Below are 17,287 nucleotides of genomic sequence, written 5' to 3' on the forward strand. Positions count from 1 at the left end.
CCTTTTTTTGATGTTTTAGCCCATTGGGGGGCTTTTTACCTCAGGTAGCCGAGATGCAAAAAGGCTGTACAAAATGATTGCTCATTATTGTACAGCCCCTTCTTTTATATATAACCGGGGTTAAATGAAAGAAAAATTTTCGGAACGAAAACTTTTGAATCGGGAATTTCGGGATTATCGGGACTAGTTTCGGGACTATCGGGAAGGTGGCGCCGCAAAGCGGCGCAAATATAAATAGAAAATTTCCCCATCCGGGATGAAATGCAACAATAAAAAGGCCCGCTTCTTATCTGATTCGGACCACCTTCACGAACAACGAAGAACAAAATGACTAAAGGCTAACGGGACAACTAACTACTAAAATCTAAAATCTCTTATATCCTCTTTCCCTCGATTATGTCTCTTACCACTTCATCGAGCTTCCATTTCCATACGAGGAAGGGACCGAAGACTACGCCCAGAAGGGCCTGGAGGATCTGGTAGGGGAGTTTCACCCAGGCGTAAGCGGGAGTGCTGTAGATGAAAGCGCGTCCCAGGGAGTAGCCGATGACCATGATGCATGCGCCCACAAACACGGCGGCGATGGTGGTCACTTTTTTGTTTTTTCCTTCATAGTGGACAAGGTAGGAAATTACAAGGGCCTGCAGGCCGTGAGTGACGAGGGATACGAACATGGGCAGGGGATAAAAGAAGAAATCCCCCAGAAAGGCTCCGATGCCTCCCACGATGAAAGCGCCCATGGGGTCGAGGAGAAGCGCCGCTGCCACGATGACTATATCGTTTAAGTAAAGATGGCCGCCGGGCACCGGCAGGCCGAAAGAAGAAAGACCGATATTGAGTGCCATGAGCAGGCCGGAAAGGGTGAGCCAGCGGATGTTGTATGTGTTTCCGGCATTATATTCTTCCATAGGAAAGACTCCTTTTCATTTCTGATGGGAAAAATTATAATACAAATCTGACCCTGTTAAAACTACCAAAAATGAAATAAAAAATAAGACCAGATGAAGGAAAGGTGTTAGAGAAAGGAGAACTTTAAAAACAGGGTACTTTTGATTCGGGGGAATCGAGGGGATCGGGGGAATCGGGGTGGTCGGGAAGGTGCCGCCGCTGATGCGGCGGAATTTTTAATGGGGAATGTGCACAGGCGGGGTTGAAAAGCCCGATGAATCGTAGATTCGATTCACTGTCAAAAATCCCTCCCGGCGGGGAGGGATTTCTGATTTCGAACTATTTATTTTTTCTTCCATTTCCTGCATTGTTCCAGAAATTTTTCATGAATGCGGGTATCCGTTCCCAGTTCCGGATGAAAGGCGAGGGCGGTCTGGTTTTTGTACCGCACGGCGACGATGCGTCCTTCTACTTTCGAAAGGATTTCAACCAATGGGTCGGCCGCGGTGACGTAGGGAGCGCGGATGAAGTTCATGCGGAAGGGACCGATGCCTTTGACTTCGGCCGTGGTGATGAAGCTTCCCAGCTGGCGGCCGTAGGCGTTTCTTTCCACCGTCACCGGCAGGGTGCCAAAGCAGGGATCGTCATCATTGGAAAGATGACGGGCGAGAAGGATCATTCCCGCGCAGGTGGCAAGGACCGGCAGTCCTTCTTCGATTTCCCTTTTCAGCGGCTCATACAGTTTTTCTTCCCTCAGAAGCTTCCTCATGGTGGTACTTTCTCCTCCGGGAAGGATCAGCCCGTCCAGGGGGACGAGGTCTTTCGCATTTCGTATTTCCAGAGGCTCTTCCCCAAGGGAAGCGATCATTTTTTCATGCTCTATAAAAGCTCCCTGAAGAGCAAGGATTCCTATTTTCATTTATTTCCCCCGCTCTGCCATGAGGAGTCTGATTTCCTCTTCGTTGATGCCTACCATAGCTTCACCCAGATCGTAGGATAGGCTGGCCAGGATTTCGGGATCTTTATAGTTGGTCACCGCTTTTACGATGGCTGCGGCCCTTTTGGCGGGATTTCCGGATTTAAATATACCGCTTCCTACAAATACGCCTTCTGCGCCCAGCTGCATCATAAGGGCTGCATCGGCCGGAGTGGCCACACCGCCGGCTGCAAAGTTCACTACCGGGAGCTTCTTATGGTCGTGGACATACAGGGCAAGATCGTAAGGGACCTGGAGTTCTTTGGCTGCTTCAAACACTTCATCTTCCCTTTTGGCGGCCAGTTCTGCCATTTCTTTATTGATTTTCCTCATATGACGGACGGCCTGTACGATATCTCCGGTGCCCGGTTCCCCTTTCGTGCGGATCATGGCGGCCCCTTCACTGATCCGGCGGAGCGCTTCGCCCAGATCTCTCGCACCGCAGACGAAAGGTACGCGGAATTTGCGCTTGTCAATGTGGTAGACATCGTCTGCCGGCGAGAGGACTTCACTTTCATCGATGTAATCGATATCGATGGCCTGCAGGATCTGGGCTTCCACGAAATGGCCTATGCGGCATTTGGCCATGACCGGTATGGAAACGGCTGCCTGGATGCCTTTGATCATCTTCGGATCGCTCATGCGCGATACACCGCCGGCTGCCCGGATATCTGCCGGTATCCGCTCGAGGGCCATGACGGCTGCGGCCCCTGCTTCTTCGGCAATCTTCGCCTGCTCCGGCGTAGTGACATCCATAATGACTCCGCCCTTCAGCATCTGGGCCAGCTGTTTATTCAGTTCATACTGCTCTTTTTCATTCATAACTGCCATAGATAGACTCCTTCGAAATCAAAAATGTATGGAAGGACCGGTCTCTACGGAAAGAATATTTGTCGACAATTCATTGCTTTCTGTTATATCCTGAATTATAATGAGTATCTGAATATATAGAAATAACCAGATTCACATTAAAAAATATAACCAGATGGAGGAAATATGAAAGCATACATGAATCTTTATATTTCCCTTCGGGAAAAAATCACGGATGGCACCTATTCCTATGGGGTAAAAATTCCTTCCAAGCGTCAGCTGGCAGAGGATTACGGGGTAAGCGTCATTACGGCAGAGCATGCGCTGGAGCTCCTTTCTGAAGAGGGATATGTGGAAATGAGGGAAAGAAGCGGCTGCTTTGTCATTTACAGGGAGAAGGAATCCTATCCCGTGGGAAAGAGCCGGCCGGCCCTTCCTCCGGAAAGGGCGGCGGTGGAAGTGAGGGAGCAGGGGGAAAGTGATTTATTTCCATTTTCCGCCTTTGCGAAAACGATGCGCTCCGTCCTGTCGATGTATGGGGAAAGGCTTCTTTCCCCCTCGCCCCATGAAGGGATGATGGAACTTCGAAAGGCACTGGCAGATTATCTTGCCCGCAGCAGAAATATGAAAGTCAAGCCGCAGCAGATCTTCATCGGTTCCGGGGCGGAATATCTTTACGGACTCAATGTGCAGGCCCTGGGGCGGGAGAAGCTGTATGCCCTGGAGAATCCTTCCTATGAAAAAATCAGGAAAGTCTATGAAGCCAATATGGCGAGGACCGATTTCCTCACCATGGGACCGGAAGGCATCGAGACGGAAGAACTGGAGCGGACGAAGGCTTCCGTGCTTCATGTGACTCCTTTCAACAGCTATCCTTCCGGCATCACGGCCAATGCGTCGAAGCGGGCCGAATACATCCGCTGGGCCTATGAGCGGGAAGGCATGATCATCGAAGATGATTTCGACTCCGAATTCACCCTCCTTTCAAAGCCGGAGGATACCCTCTTTTCCCTGGACCCGGGAGGGCGGGTGATTTACATGAACAGTTTCACAAAGACCATCGCTCCCTCACTCCGCGCGGCTTACCTGGTGCTGCCTGAAAATCTTCTGGACCTGTATGAGGAAAAAGTAGGCTTCTACACCTGCACGGTACCTGTCTTTGACCAGCTGGTGCTGGCTGAATTCATCGAAAGCGGCCGGTTCGAGCGCCATATCAACCGGGTCCGCCGCCATCGCAGGACGGCTTTGAAGAGCGTGGAACTGTCGGCAAAAAGGAAATAAAGAGAGAAGGCTGTTTCTATTTCCTCTTTTTACAGATATTTCCCTGTCATCCCTACAGGGGAAAAACTGGTTTAACCACCGGTTAAAAAGTAATATAATATAGATGGAAAAGTATTCGTAAAGGAGGTCATCATGAAAAAAGCAGTGCTTCTCATCCTGTCTGTTCTCTTCCTTGCTTTCGGGGGATTCTGCGCAGATGCCGCGGGGCCCATCAACAAGGATGGTTATTTCAAAAACATCCGCCTTGCGGGCAAGGTGAAAATCGTGGACTCCTTCCCGGATATCAAGGTCAGGGTGGTGACTTCTTTCCCGGACCTCAAGGTGAAGACGGTTTCTTCCTTTCCCCATGATATCGGGGAGTGGCAGTTTGTAGACTATGGCGAAGATTTCACCGTGAAATTCGTGGATTCCTTCGAAGATATCCGCATCGAATTTGTGGATTATTTCCCGGGGGTCTGCTGAAAGTTTCTGATACAGGAGGGACAAATGGCGAAGCAGGTACTCTTTGTGGTAGCGGAAATTCCTGATGCCGGGCTGGCCAATGAAATCCTCCATCTCATCCGGGAGGACGAGAAGAAAAAGGCCGGTGCGGAAGGTCATTTCCAGGTAGTTACCATGAATGAAGAGCAGTGGGAACTGAATAAGAGCGCTTTCCTGTCAGACGGGCGGGTCCTTTTTCTGGGATCTCTTCACCAGAGAAAACATTTCGGGCATCCTCTGCCGGTCAGATTTGAGAAATACGGCATCCGGTATGGCTGGAAAGGACCCTATGCTTTCCTCACGACTGATAAAAAAGTGCTGAAGAATGAGAAAACCTATGCGGAATTCCTGAAAGAACTGAAAGCGCTCTGTACGCTGGATGATATCACTAGGAGTCCCAGAAGGCTGGATATCCTGCAGATGCTGGGCATGCTCTGCGTGGCGCTCCTCGTGCCCTTCGGAAGTGTCCTTGTAGGCGGAAAACTGCTGGCCGACTGGTACTCCAACGATAATTATGTGGAAAAGCAGCAGTACGTATACGGCGTGCTTCACCTCTATAAATACCATCTCAAAGAATTCATGACCGCTCCTCTGGAAAAGTCGGAAATATAGAAAGAAGGAAATACAAATGACAGATTACGAATTCCGCCCAAGAGGCGTATGCTCCAGAATAATCACCTTGTCTCTTGACGATGAAAATAAAATCCATAACCTGAAATTCCAGGGCGGCTGCCCGGGAAACCTCTCCGCCATCGGAAGACTGCTGGAAGGAAGAGACGCGAAAGAAGCAGCCGATATCCTCCGGGGCAATGACTGCGCCGGTAAAGGCACCTCCTGCGCCGACCAGCTGGCAAGGGGGCTGGATGAGATTTTAGCGGCAAGAAAGAGCCTGTGAATAGAGTCACATTCGGTATTCGGGTCTTAGCCTCACCACGGCACGCCCCGCTCGAGTCTTATTCGAGAATTCGGGGTGCGGGGCCCGGGGTGCGGGAAGGTGGCGCTGCTTATGCAGCGCCAATTTTTTTATGGGGAATTTGCACAGGCGGGTTTATTGGAGACAATTGTCAGATAAGGCGGCTTGAGGCAGTTTCGGTATTCGGGATTAGCCTCAACACGACATGCCCCGATAGATTCTTTTTCGAGATTTCGGGGTGCGGGATGCGGGGTGCGGGGAGGTGTGCCGCTGATGCGGCACGCTTTTTTTATGGGGAATGTGCACAGGCGGGGTTGAAAAAAGTATTTCCCGTTCCCCTTCAGGGGAAGCCTTTTCAAAATCATGTCGTTTGTCAGAAAACGCTGTACTTTCTCCGCTTTCCGTGTGCGGCAGGGAATACAGATTCAAGTCGCTCGTGTAGAGTCACCGTCTGTGTAACCATCCTTTTCAGCTCGTTTGCGGGCCGGAGGTTCCATAAATAAAATTGGTTTGCAAAGCAAACCATATCCTTCCTGAAATCCGAAATCCCAGGTCCGAAATCCGTTTTTTCCTTTTTCCCGGAAAGAAAAAAGAGACGACTGCCTGTACAATCGTCTCTTTTTATTAACCGCTTACCACTTACTTCCCGAATGGCTTATACCCTTCTTTGAAAATAGTCATCATCTCATTGGTGAGGGAGAAGTCGTCGCTCTGGAGGATGATGTCTTCTCTTTTCGACCAGAAGGCGTGGTCCAGTTCGATTTCATCCACGCGGATGTCCGGGCTGCCATCAAGTTCGCACCAGAAGCCGGAGAGGATATCGGCTGCCGTGGCCCAGGGCTGGGATTTGTAGTACTTGAGGTTTTTGACGGCAAGGCCTGTTTCTTCCATCACTTCCCGTCTGACTGTTTCTTCGATGGTTTCCCCGATTTCCGTGTAGCCTGCAACGAGGGCAAAATGGGCGCCCGGGCGGTTTGCATAATGGGTGAGGAGGAGTTTGTCCTCCCGGACGACCGCCGCAATAATGGCCGGATTGAGGCGGGGGTAGATGGTCCTGCCGCAATGGGGGCAGATGCGGGCCCGTTCGGTGGGGGATGGCACCGTTTCATGGCCGCAGGAGCCGCAGAACCGGTTTTCCATCATCCATCGCTGAATGTGCCCGGCGGTCCAGGCGGCAAATATTTCCTCTTTGGGAAGATTTTTTCTATCCCGAAGATTACGGAGGGTCAGCCATTCGCCTTCAGGAAAGATTTTCCTTTTGCTTTCGGCCAGAAAGCAGGACATCCCATCCAGGGAGAAGAGGTAGGTGAATTTTTCTGAAGGCAGTTCTTTAAAGAAAGGCAGGATGGAGGGACTGCCGGTTTCAAGGAAAATCCTGTTTTCCCTGAAATAAAAGATGCGGCTCCTGTCATCGGGCAGGGCCTTTGGGTTATAATGATTATGGAGAGAGTGGGGAAAAATATCCTGTATCATAAAAAAATCCTTTCGTTTTTTCTATATAGTACTGGAGAATGGTCTCACCTACAAGGAGGAAATATGAAATCTTTCCGAAAAAAAGCACTGGCCCTGGCGCTGGCTCTTGCCGTCAGCGCTCCTTCCGCTATGGCCTGCACCCTCTGGGGCGCTTCGGGCAGCCCTGTCCAGGGCGGTGGGACGATCCTCGTGAAGAACCGGGACTGGCGGCCCCAGTACCAGGAGATGCGTTATGGCAAAGGAAAGCTGTACCGCTACTACGGCCTCTACGGAGGCGATGAAAAGAAGATGTTCCTCCGGGGCGGTGTGAATGAGAAAGGGCTGGCCGTATTTTCCGCAGCCGCCAGCGTCATCCCGAAGAAGGAACGAAAAGAAATGGGTCATGCGAAGAAAAGCGCCTTGAGGGAAATCCTTGGAAACTGTGCGACCGTGGAAGAAGCACTGGAGAAGGCGGAATATTTCAAAGGACCTGAATTTCTCATGATTGCCGATGCCCGTTCCATGGTCTCTATGGAAATAGGGGCGGAAGGGGCTTACCAGATCAAAAGGGTGAATAACGGGACTCTGGCGCATACGAACCATTACCTTTCACCTGACTTCGGTGCGCTCAACAGGAAGGTGCGCCCCACCACGACGAAAAGGCTTTCCCGCATAGAAGAGCTTCTTTCAGAGGACCATGCGCCCTGGACGCTCTGGGACCTTACGGCTTTTGGTGAAGACAGAAGCGGAGGACCTGATGACAGCATCTGGCGGCAGGGCGGAAAGGTGGAGACCCTGGCCACTTTCGGCGTGTGGCTCCATGAAGATGCCCTTCCCGATATTTACGTGAAAGTCCGCTACAATCCCTGGGACGGGGGCCATGAAGACGTGTACGAACTGGAAGGGAAAGATTTATTTCCGCCGGAAAAATGAGCGGTTCTGAAGAACCTGTGTTAAAATAAAGGAAATACATTGTAAAATGGGAGGACTTTATGGACGCAATTACTTGCCTCATTTCAAGAAGAAGCATTCGTGAATACACGGCAGAGGCCCTGACGCAGACAGATATCGAAAATGTGGTGGAAATGGCGCAGATGGCTTCCTGCTGGGAAAATACCCAGCCGGTCCGCTATGTGGCCATTCTTGATCAGGATCTGAAGAACCGCCTGGCCGACGAAGCGACGAAGAAATTCCCCTGGAATACGGAAAATATCCATGCCGCACCGGCACTCGTGGCGCTCTGCATGGTGAAGGGCCTTTCCGGTTATGAACCGGACGGAAAATTTTCCACTGCCAAGGGCACCCACTGGCAGTCCTTCGATGCCGGAGTGGCAGCCGCTCATTTCTGCCTGGCAGCCAATGCTCTCGAACTGGGCACCCTCATCATGGGAAGATACGATGAAGAAAAGGTGAAGGAAATCCTTGACCTTCCTGAAAATTATGACGTATCGGCCCTCATTGCCATCGGCCATCCGGAAGTCATTCCGGCGGCTAACGAGAGAAAACCGCTCTCCGAAGTGCTTTGTTTTAAGTGACATTTTTCAGATTTATGATTTGAGTCAGTTATGGTATTCGTGAGTTAGCCCCAACACGGCAAGCCCCGCTCGAGTCTTATTCGAGATTTCGTGATTCGTGGTTCGTGAAGGTGTGCCGCTTGTGCGGCACATTTTTTTATTGGGGCTTTGCACAGGCGGAGCGAGAAGCAGGGGAAAGGGAAAAGGGGTAAGGGGAAAGGGAAGGAGGCGGCGCTGATGCGCCGCGAGTTTTGATGGGGATTTTGCACAGGCGGGGATGAAAAGCGCTTTATTGAGGGATGTGGTATTTACTATGGGTTGAGACTTATAAGATGTTCGGACTTCGCGATCCAGATATCTTTTTTATATTCGTTTCGGGAACTCAGGGGGCTGATGCAGTACCTTTTTTATTGGGACTTTGCACAGGCGGAACGCAAAGCGGGGAAAAGGGATAAGGGGTAAGGGGAAAGGGAAGGAGGCGGCGCTGATGCGCCGCGATTTTTGATGGGGAATTTGCACAGGCGGGGATGAAAGGCGCTTTACCGAGGAATGTGGTTTTTACTATGGGTTGAGGCTCATGAGGTTCGGACTTTGGCAAACCGCGGGATTTCTTTTGCATTTATTTCGAGGAATCGGGGCTCGTGGTTTGAGAGGAATGGCCCCCCTGGATTTCGAGGCGGGCCATTTTTCAGGGAAGAAAAATTCATCCTCCGGCCCCGGAAGGATGTAAGGCGGGGGAATGAATCCATTTTTGCAGAATTTTTCAGTTGCTGCTGGCGAAGGAATCTGTTTCCTTTCCTGTGTCTGATTTCAAATCAAAAGGAAAGCCCCTGGAGGCTTTCCTTTTTTTGTTCTATTTCTGATATAGCAAGCAAGTTCTATCTCTGTATGAATGGATTATCGTCGAAGGGGTTCATGCTGCCGGGGCTCTGGGGGAATCCGCCGAAGTTTCCTCCCCGGAAAGAGGATTCTCTTCCGCCGGTGATTTCCCTCTGTCCTGCCGAGGGGGAAGGAGCGGTCTCTTTCTTTTTCCATTCCCAGCTGCCCAGGGGGCAGGCGATGAAATTCGTATTCACTTCGGTGATGTATTTCCTGACTCCTTCGGGTGTATCCCAGGCTCGGCTGGTGTACCGTCCCAGGACGAATATCCGGCTTCCTTTCTTTAAATAATTTCCTGCGGCTTCTGCCGTAGGGCCCCAGGCCACTACGTTGATGAAGTCGGTGAGGGTTTTTGATTCCCCTCCGTTTGTTACGTAGGAGCGGTCCACGGCTACGGAGAAGCGGGCCATGACTTTTCCGCCGCTGGTGGCTTTGACTACCGGGTCTTTTGTGAGATTGCCCACGATTTCTACCTGATTCATTTTGACCTCCTTACATGGCTTCCCAGTTTTCCCGGCTGCTCATGATGCGGGGCATGGCGGCTCTGGCATAGATGTCGCAGCGGTTGATGAAATCTTTTCCCATCCGCCCATGGTTCGGCACGAAGTATCTGAAGGTGTCTTTTCCAAAAAGATCGGAAACGGCCCGCCAGAGGTCAATGTTTTTCACGCTGCTGCCTTTGGTGGTTTTCCAGCCGTTTTCATCCCAGCGGCGGAACCAGCGGTAGCGGACGCCGGATTTCACGTAATCTTCATCGGTATCGATGCAGACCGTTTTTGCTCCGCCCACTTTTTCAATGACCTTCAGCGCTTCCATGAGGCCCATGAGGTACATTCTGTTCATGGTGGTACGGACCTGGCCTCCGGAAATAGCGGCTACATAACTCCCTTTTTCATCAAGGATGACTGCCGTGTAGGCACCGGTGCGTTCACCATTTTCATCGACGCAGCTGTGGATGCAGATGGTGGGCTTTTCCGGCATCTTTTCCGCGTAAGCTTTGTCCAGAAGTTTCACATGAGCCGGTACCGGTGGTACTTTGCTCTTCCGGGAGACAGATTTCCTGAAATCGGCCTTTCCTTTTGTGAAAGTCTTGAAGCTGCCTGCGGCAGAGGGGACGTTTCCGGAGCTCCTCGTTCCTGCCGGATTTCCGGTGTGGAAGCTCTCGTTCACAAATTCCCTGCCGAAAGATTTATTTCCATTCATTCCTTTTACTGCCATTTCATTTCTTTCCATAATGTTCTCCTTTCGGGTTTCCCCACTGGATGGAAAGAGAAAAGCCGCTTTGCATTGCAGTCAAACTGTATGCACCCAGCTCCGGGGACTTGCCCCTTCCTCTTACAGTCCAGGCCCTTTTCGGGCTTTCGTCATCACATAATCTCTACCAATCATCAGTTTAACCACCGTGCAAAACGGCTTTTGTCCCGGGGCGCCTCCTTCTCGCCCTTTCACTATAAATATGGGGATATCTTCCGGTTTATGGGGATACTTTTGGAAAAATTTTTTAAAAAATTTTTGAAATACCATTTCCTCCTTCACTGGGACAGATATGGTCACAGTCTGCTATAATAAAGGTAAGATTTTAATGAAAGGCGGCGCAGCCATGAAAGAAGACAGGGAAAAAGATGATCTGAAGACGGAGCACATGATGGACCTCTGGGATATCCTCTCCCGGGGAGGCGTGCTGAAAAAAGCGGAGGTGGCGGAGAAATTCAATACCCACACCCGCACGGTGAGCCGGTATTTCGTAGATATCAGGCGTCATCTGGAAAAGAAGAATATGGAGACAGGCCTTCGGCAGCAGCTTATTTACGACCGGGACAAAAAGGTATACCGCATCGAAAATCTGGAGAATTCCATGATTTCCCCCGGCGAGCTTCTGGGCGTGGGAAAAATCCTCATCGCCAGCCGCGCATTTCACAAGAAGGAACTGGAATCGCTCTTAAGCCGCCTCCTCCAGACAGCGGTCTGCCAGACAGGTCAGGAGGATGTGAGGAAATATATGAATCACGAACTTTTCGACTACAGGGACCCGAAGCATGAAGAGCCGGATATGGAAGAACTCTGGAAAATTACGGGAGCCATCAACAACCATCATATCCTCCGTTTCCTCTACAAGGGCATCGGTGCTGCAAAAGAAACGCCGAGGGAAGTGAAGCCGGAAGGCATGGTCTTTTCAGAATATTATTTCTACGTCATCGCCTCTTCTGTAGAAGCGGAGGATTCCGGGGAAGAGAATACCCGCATCTACCGGGTGGACCGGATGAAACACATCGAAGATACGGGCGAAGGATTTGACGTGGCCTACAGCAAGCGGCTGAGAGAAGGGGCGTTCAAGAACAGCATCCAGTTCATGTACCGCGGAGATATGCAGCAGGTGCAGTTCATTTATACCGGTCCGTCGCTGGAAGCGGTGCTGGACCGCCTGCCCACAGCCAGAGCGGAAGTGAATCAGGGGGGAGGCTACCTCATTACCGATATGATTCAGGGAGACGGAATCCTCATGTGGCTCCTTTCCCAGGGCAGCAAGGTGGAAGTGCTCCGGCCCGAAAGCCTCCGCAGGAAATGGATCGAAGAAGCGGAGAAAATCGTGGAAATGGGGAAGAAGAAATAGGGGAAGCAGTCAGCCGTTAGCAGGTAGTAGTTAGTGATTAGAATCGTTGGTGATGTCTACGGCTAATGGTTAATGGCCGGCAGCTAATGAACTTTATTTCCATATAAAAAGGTGCCTTTATATTTCAAGGCGCCACATTCACTTATCACTTGCCACTTTTCACTTTCGTCACCTGTTGACTATATATCGCTCAAAAGGATGTGAGTCCTATGAATCATAAAGAATGGGCCGATGCGGTGCTGGGTGTATCCCTGGCCGCAGCCCTGGCCTCGGCGCCTTTCCGGGATGCGCTCCCCGGGGACGGGCTATTTCACCTGTCCTTTGCGGCAGCGGTGGGCGGCATGGCGGACTGGTTTGGGGTGACGTCCCTTTTCAGGAAACCTTTCGGTATTTCCACACGCACCGATCTTATCGCCGGTAAAAGGGATGAAATCGTCCTTCTGGCAAAGGATATGGTGAAGGAAGTGCTGGGACCCTCTGCCTTCCGCCGGCTTCTCGTCACCCATGAACCGGCGGCAGTGGTGCAGAGCTGGCTCTTTTATCACAGGCCCGGCGTGGCCCGGCTTCTTGCGGCCCTTTCCCTCATTGCCGTGGAATCGGTGGACAGGAATTGGCTGACCTCCCTTCTGGAAGAATGGGCGGGGAAGGGCGCCCTTCATATGGACTGGGCAGGTTTGATCGCCCATGTGATGAAATCGTACTCCGCCTATCCGGGAAAGAAGGAAATATCCGCCTCTCTGGCCGCGGAGGTGGAATCGTTTCTGGAAGATGAACTGACCGAAGAGGAAATACGGACGATCTATCTGGATGCCTGGAAAAGGTACAGGGACAGAAAATGGTTTGGCTTCATCGCCCGGTCGGTGCTGGAAAAGAAGGATGAATTCGTCATTTCCCTGATCCGGCAGAAAATAAGGGAAACCGCTGTTTCCATCGGAAATCCGGACAGCCTTCTTTCGAAGCGGATCGGGGAAGAATACGACCGCTGGCAGGAAAAGCTGGAAAAGGATGAAGATGCACGGAAAAAAGTGAATGATTTCATCGGAGAGCGGGTGGAACGCTTTCTTTCCTCCGGCGGCACGGAAAGAATCCTCCGTCTCTGGGACGATCATAAAGAAACCATGGCTCAAAAGATGGCGAAAGCCATGCTGGCCATGGTGGATAAAAGTCTGCGGCAGGCGGAACTGCGCCGGGACTTCGATGCGTTCATCATTCATCAGGTGCTCTCCCATATGGATTTCATTCATGAGGAAATGGACAGGGCCGTGGAGAAGACGCTGGCCGCCTATGACGGAAGGCAGCTGGCAAAGCTTGCGGAAGAGGGAGTCTCGGAGGACGTGGCGGTGATCCGGCTGAACGGTTCCTTCTTTGGCGCGCTTCTGGGCTTTCTTTTCTTCCTCTTCTCCCTGGCAGGAGGTGCGCTATGAAAAGATACAGAACGGCCAATACCATCTTCCTGATTTCCTTTATCCTCTTTGCTGTTTTCTTCGTGCTCTACTACTTTACGCCGGAAGGCAATGAAAAGTGGGTGGCCATCCTTTACTTCCTCACCCAGTCCTGCTTCATCGGCTGCTGCGCCGACTGGGTAGCCGTGGAAGCCCTCTTCCGACGGCGCCTCCACCTGCCTTACCGGCCGCTGGTGCCGAAAAACCGCCGCCGGATCATCGAAAGTCTGGGAGACGTGAACCACAGCCTTCTTCCCCGTGAAAAAATCCTCCAGACCCTGGGCTCCCTTTCGGTGACGGATCTCTTTTTCCGGAGCTATCCGGAAGGCAGTGAAAGAAGGAAAATCCTTGAAAACGATATGGCTTTCGAAGGGGCGCGGCTCTTCCTTCTATTTCTAAAAAAACATGAAAAAGAAATGCCTTCCTTTGTGGAAAAAAGCCTCTACAGTCTGGGCGGAAAATTTTCCGCCTCTGTAAGGGACCGTCTGGAAACTGAAGCGGCCCGGTCCATCTGGCTGGATAAACTGATTTCATCGCTGGAAAATAAACTGGCCGAAGAAGAAACGAAGAGAGCCCTTTCCCGGTTCCTCCGGGAGGCGGGGGAGAAAGAAGCGGAAAAACTCAGCTTCTTCGAGCGCCTCGCCTATAAACTTATGGCTGGAAGCGGTTCCGTCATCGATTATGAAGTCATGGCCGATTCCCTGACCGGCGCCTTCCGTGAAGAACTGAAGACCTGGAAAGACCCGGAGAATCCTTTCCATCAGCTCCTCTCTGACCGCTGGGGTGAAATGGTCCGTGCTTTTCTGGACTCCTCCCCGGCAGAAACGGGAATTCACGATTTCTGCCTGTCCCTTCTGAAAGAAATTCCGGTGCAGCAGAAAACGGAAGAAGCGCTGGCTCTTTTTCGGAAAAACTGGGTGGAGGGAGACCGCTTTGCGACCCGCCTCGTGCCGCAGGCAGCCAAAGCCATGGCTCTTACCTTTGAAAAACTGGAAAAAGAAAAAGACCTCCGCCGGGCCATGGATGAAAGCGCCCGGGGCCTTCTCTCTGATATCGTCACCTATGAGCATGGTTTCCTGGCAGAGACCATCAAAAAAGAACTCTCCCGCAAAAGCGAAGAAGAGCTCAATGAATTCATCGAATCCAGGGTACACCATGAACTGGAAAGCATCCGCATCAACGGGGCTATCGTGGGTCTCGCAGCCGGAGGCATACTGTATATGTTTATTACTTTCGTATATGTGCCTCTCGTAAAATCTTTGATGTAGCCGTTAGTGGTTACCCGTTAGAAGTTAGAGGAGCAGCAAAAGTGCGGCGTCGAACATGGGCACCGCACTTTTATTTCTGTATTCATCAAAAAAGTCCGATTCCACAATGGAAACGGACTTTTTCACTAAAACTAACTGCTAGCTGCTAAAAACTAAAAACTGCCTCATTTGATTTCATTCAGCCTCTTTGCCAGCTCAGCTGCGGAGGGATCGTCACCGGTAGGGGTGATGATGGCCTGATTTCCCAGATAGACCGTGCCGTCCGAAGCGGTGGCGCTCAGCTTATCCTGGCCATGATTGTAAGCGGCAGCCAGGTTGCCCATGAGGAAATATTTCCTCTCTGCGCCTGACATGGAAGAAATAGCGGCAGGCGCTACGAAATCTTTGCCGTTCACCTGCACCATATCGCTGTTTTTCTTGATGGATACATGCTTGCCGGAAAGGGCGACCAGCTTCTTTTCATAATTGTCCCTGCGTTCCTCGTTGCCCGGGTGGTCATTGGGTGAGAAAATTTCACCGGCCAGGCTGTTTTTGAATTCGCCCTGCTTTTCGAAGATGCGCTGCCAGAGGGCTGCCCCGGCGCCCGGATTATAACCGGCTGCATAGCAGTAATCGAAGGAAAGATTATCGGCTTCCCATTCATTTTTCTTCGTGATCTGTACATTATTGATCTGGCCGACCATGGCGCTCATGGCGATATTGGCGAGTTCCCCTCCGCCCAGGGCACCGGCTGCAATCTGGGCGCCGATAATCGTATTGAGTTTCTTCCTTGTCCCCTTTACCACATGATCCTTCATGCCGTGTCCCATTTCATGACCCAGCACGAAAGCCACTTCGTCCGTATTTTCGGAAATGCTGAAAAGACCGATATTGACAGTCATGCAGTGGCCAAGGCCGCAGGCCGCATTGAAAGAGGTATCGGCATTGAGGAAATAGAGGAATGGTTTATCCTTGATGGACGGGTCAGATGCGGCAATGCCGTTTGTGAGATTCGTCATGATCTCATCCAGCATTCCATTGTAATAGGCGTTATCAGATACGCCCTGCTCCTCCTTCATCTTGGCGAAATATTCCTGCCGGCCTTCTTCCGTGTTGTTTACATAGTCCATCTGCTTGTCGATCTGTTTGTATGCAGAAGCGCCGCCTACTACGGCGCCAATAATGGAGCCCCAGTCGGCAGAAGCTTCCACCGTAACAGGCGAAGCCATCGGAAGGCCGAGGCACAGGCCCAGTATAGAAGCAGTCATGGCGAGTTTTAATTTTCTGTTCATCATAATCCTCCTTGCTTGAATCTATCTCTATTTTACTCCATCTCTTATAATAAAATAAATAGAAAGGAGAAATTTATGATTATCAATACCGGACAGCGCACGGATATCCCTGCCTTCTACAGCCGGTGGTTCCTGAATCGCCTGAAAGAAGGCTTCGTCATGGTGAGGAATCCCTTCAATCCCCTGCAGGTGACCAGGTACGAACTGGACCCGGCCAAAGTGGATGCCCTCTGCTTCTGCACGAAAAATCCGCTGCCACTCCTTCCATATATAGATAAGATTCCCTTCCGCCAGGTCTGGCACGTCACCATTACCCCCTACGGAAAGGAAATAGAACCGAATGTCCCGCCAAAGGAAGAAATCATCCGGTCTTTCCGGAAACTCTCCGGAAAAGTCGGTAGAAATGCGCTCACCTGGCGCTATGATCCCATATTTATTTCAGAAAAATACGATTTCGATTTCCATCTCCATGCCTTCGACCATATGGCCTCGGCATTGGAAGGAAGCACCGGGACAGTCATTATCAGCTTCATCGACCTATACAGCAAAATCCACAGAAACTTTCCCGAAGTCAGCCGCGTCCCCCATACCTGCCAGTACCGCCTGGCCGCCGCTTTTGTTTCCATAGGGAAGAAATACGGCATGGAAATCGTCTCCTGCCACGAAGACCCCGGCCTTGCCAGGGTGGGTGTCCACGTGGACGGCTGCTTTACGAAAGAACGCATCGAAAAAGCCATCGGTGAAAGACTGAGCGTCCCTAAAAGCGCGAACATGGAAGCCAGAGAAGGCTGCTCCTGCCTCCTGGGCCACGACCTGGGCGCCTATAACTCCTGCCTCCACGGCTGCCGCTACTGCTATGCCAACTACGACCGGAAACTGGTGGAAGAAAACTGGAAACGCCACGACGACCACTCCTCCTTCCTCATCGGAAACAGTGAAGAAGGAGACATCGTGACAAGAGCAGAAGAAGAAAGCTGGATCGAACGGGAAGTGAGCCTCTTCTAAAACAAAGGGGAAAGAGGTAAGGGGAAAGGGGTGGTGGCCGGTTTAAAATTTGGAAGCGGCAAATATATATGAGGCCTTTGGCCCTCAAATGTGCTGAAAGTGGTTGTACGCAGGCGGTGGCTCTACTTGGACGGCTTGGACCTGTATTCCTGGCCCCACGGAGACGTGAACCTCTGCACGAGGGAGAGTGTGTATTCCCAGCCCCGCGCGGAGAGCGGAGTGAGCGCAGCGTTCTCCTTTGGATGTCAGAAATCCGATCGAAAGAATCTCATCAATATCGTCTACTTCCTTTCAAGTCGCTATCGTCCAGGCCCTCCCAGGAGTTGGGAGGGTGCCTGAACGAAGTGAAGGCGGGTGGGTTCTCCAACGGTCTTTCAACCCGCCTGTGCAAAATCCCCATAAAAAAATCGGCGCTGCCTCAGCAGCGCCACCTTCCCGATCACCCCGATCATCCCGACCGCCCCGAAATCTCGAAAAAGAATCTATCGGGGCATGTC

The 17,287-nt window shown here is 51.4% G+C and carries 17 protein-coding genes; 10 read left to right on the plus strand and 7 right to left on the minus strand.

Annotated features, from left to right (window positions below):
* Nucleotides 1-374 precede the first annotated feature (374 nt).
* From QZN42_RS08020 to pdxS, 3 genes are all read right to left on the minus strand, one after another.
* On the minus strand, nt 375-908 hold the full coding sequence (locus tag QZN42_RS08020; protein ID WP_296956302.1) for an ECF transporter S component: 534 nt from the start codon (nt 906-908) through the stop codon (nt 375-377).
* 323 nt (nt 909-1,231) lie between these two features.
* Nucleotides 1,232-1,807, minus strand: coding sequence for a pyridoxal 5'-phosphate synthase glutaminase subunit PdxT (gene pdxT, locus QZN42_RS08025; protein ID WP_296956304.1), 576 nt, complete (start codon nt 1,805-1,807; stop codon nt 1,232-1,234).
* Nucleotides 1,808-2,686, minus strand: coding sequence for a pyridoxal 5'-phosphate synthase lyase subunit PdxS (gene pdxS, locus QZN42_RS08030; protein WP_296956351.1), 879 nt, complete (start codon nt 2,684-2,686; stop codon nt 1,808-1,810).
* A 174-nt stretch (nt 2,687-2,860) separates the two neighbouring features.
* Between pdxS and QZN42_RS08035 the strand changes: the two genes are divergently transcribed.
* The 4 genes from QZN42_RS08035 to QZN42_RS08050 all read left to right on the plus strand — a co-directional run bounded on the left by QZN42_RS08035 (nt 2,861) and on the right by QZN42_RS08050 (nt 5,330).
* Nucleotides 2,861-3,955: a PLP-dependent aminotransferase family protein gene (locus tag QZN42_RS08035; protein WP_296956310.1), complete on the plus strand. Its 1,095-nt coding sequence runs from the start codon at nt 2,861-2,863 to the stop codon at nt 3,953-3,955.
* Nucleotides 3,956-4,087: 132 nt separating this feature from the next.
* Nucleotides 4,088-4,417: a hypothetical protein gene (locus QZN42_RS08040; RefSeq protein ID WP_296956313.1), complete on the plus strand. Its 330-nt coding sequence runs from the start codon at nt 4,088-4,090 to the stop codon at nt 4,415-4,417.
* Nucleotides 4,418-4,441: 24 nt separating this feature from the next.
* On the plus strand, nt 4,442-5,047 hold the full coding sequence (locus QZN42_RS08045) for a hypothetical protein (protein WP_296956316.1): 606 nt from the start codon (nt 4,442-4,444) through the stop codon (nt 5,045-5,047).
* Nucleotides 5,048-5,063: 16 nt separating this feature from the next.
* Nucleotides 5,064-5,330: a TIGR03905 family TSCPD domain-containing protein gene (locus QZN42_RS08050; RefSeq protein WP_296956319.1), complete on the plus strand. Its 267-nt coding sequence runs from the start codon at nt 5,064-5,066 to the stop codon at nt 5,328-5,330.
* Nucleotides 5,331-5,987: 657 nt separating this feature from the next.
* Here the strand turns inward: QZN42_RS08050 and nudC are convergent.
* Complete coding sequence (gene nudC / locus QZN42_RS08055) at nt 5,988-6,821, minus strand: NAD(+) diphosphatase (protein WP_296956322.1); 834 nt, start codon at nt 6,819-6,821, stop codon at nt 5,988-5,990.
* 63 nt (nt 6,822-6,884) lie between these two features.
* Here nudC and QZN42_RS08060 point away from each other — a divergent pair, with 63 nt between their 5' ends.
* Both QZN42_RS08060 and QZN42_RS08065 read left to right on the plus strand, forming a co-directional pair.
* The gene (locus QZN42_RS08060) at nt 6,885-7,733 is read left to right on the plus strand and encodes a carcinine hydrolase/isopenicillin-N N-acyltransferase family protein (protein ID WP_296956325.1); all 849 of its coding nucleotides are present in this window, start codon (nt 6,885-6,887) and stop codon (nt 7,731-7,733) included.
* Between the two features lie 59 nt (nt 7,734-7,792).
* The gene (locus tag QZN42_RS08065; RefSeq protein WP_296956328.1) at nt 7,793-8,335 is read left to right on the plus strand and encodes a nitroreductase family protein; all 543 of its coding nucleotides are present in this window, start codon (nt 7,793-7,795) and stop codon (nt 8,333-8,335) included.
* A gap of 857 nt (nt 8,336-9,192) precedes the next feature.
* Here the strand turns inward: QZN42_RS08065 and ssb are convergent.
* Nucleotides 9,193-9,675: a single-stranded DNA-binding protein gene (ssb, locus tag QZN42_RS08070; RefSeq protein WP_296956332.1), complete on the minus strand. Its 483-nt coding sequence runs from the start codon at nt 9,673-9,675 to the stop codon at nt 9,193-9,195.
* A 10-nt stretch (nt 9,676-9,685) separates the two neighbouring features.
* Nucleotides 9,686-10,426, minus strand: a complete 741-nt coding sequence (locus tag QZN42_RS08075) for an RNase H family protein (RefSeq protein WP_296956334.1) — start codon at nt 10,424-10,426, stop codon at nt 9,686-9,688.
* 367 nt (nt 10,427-10,793) lie between these two features.
* Here QZN42_RS08075 and QZN42_RS08080 point away from each other — a divergent pair, with 367 nt between their 5' ends.
* The 3 genes from QZN42_RS08080 (at nt 10,794) to QZN42_RS08090 (ending at nt 14,514) form a co-directional block, all read left to right on the plus strand.
* On the plus strand, nt 10,794-11,804 hold the full coding sequence (locus tag QZN42_RS08080) for a YafY family protein (protein WP_296956338.1): 1,011 nt from the start codon (nt 10,794-10,796) through the stop codon (nt 11,802-11,804).
* Nucleotides 11,805-12,013: 209 nt separating this feature from the next.
* Nucleotides 12,014-13,228: a DUF445 family protein gene (locus tag QZN42_RS08085; RefSeq protein WP_296956340.1), complete on the plus strand. Its 1,215-nt coding sequence runs from the start codon at nt 12,014-12,016 to the stop codon at nt 13,226-13,228.
* Nucleotides 13,225-14,514 (plus strand): DUF445 family protein, encoded by a 1,290-nt coding sequence (locus tag QZN42_RS08090; RefSeq protein WP_296956343.1) that lies wholly within the window; start codon nt 13,225-13,227, stop codon nt 14,512-14,514. The genes QZN42_RS08085 and QZN42_RS08090 overlap by 4 nt, the downstream gene beginning before the upstream one ends.
* 164 nt (nt 14,515-14,678) lie before the next feature.
* On the opposite strand, the gene QZN42_RS08095 is transcribed toward QZN42_RS08090, so the two are convergent.
* On the minus strand, nt 14,679-15,788 hold the full coding sequence (locus QZN42_RS08095) for a M48 family metallopeptidase (protein ID WP_296956347.1): 1,110 nt from the start codon (nt 15,786-15,788) through the stop codon (nt 14,679-14,681).
* Between the two features lie 72 nt (nt 15,789-15,860).
* On the opposite strand from QZN42_RS08095, the gene QZN42_RS08100 reads away from it, so the two are divergent.
* Complete coding sequence (locus QZN42_RS08100; protein ID WP_296956349.1) at nt 15,861-16,790, plus strand: DUF1848 domain-containing protein; 930 nt, start codon at nt 15,861-15,863, stop codon at nt 16,788-16,790.
* Nucleotides 16,791-17,287: the final 497 nt, after the last annotated feature.

Origin of the sequence: uncultured Dialister sp., assembly GCA_900314595.1 — a bacterium.
Classification (GTDB): Bacteria; Bacillota; Negativicutes; order Veillonellales; family Dialisteraceae; genus Dialister.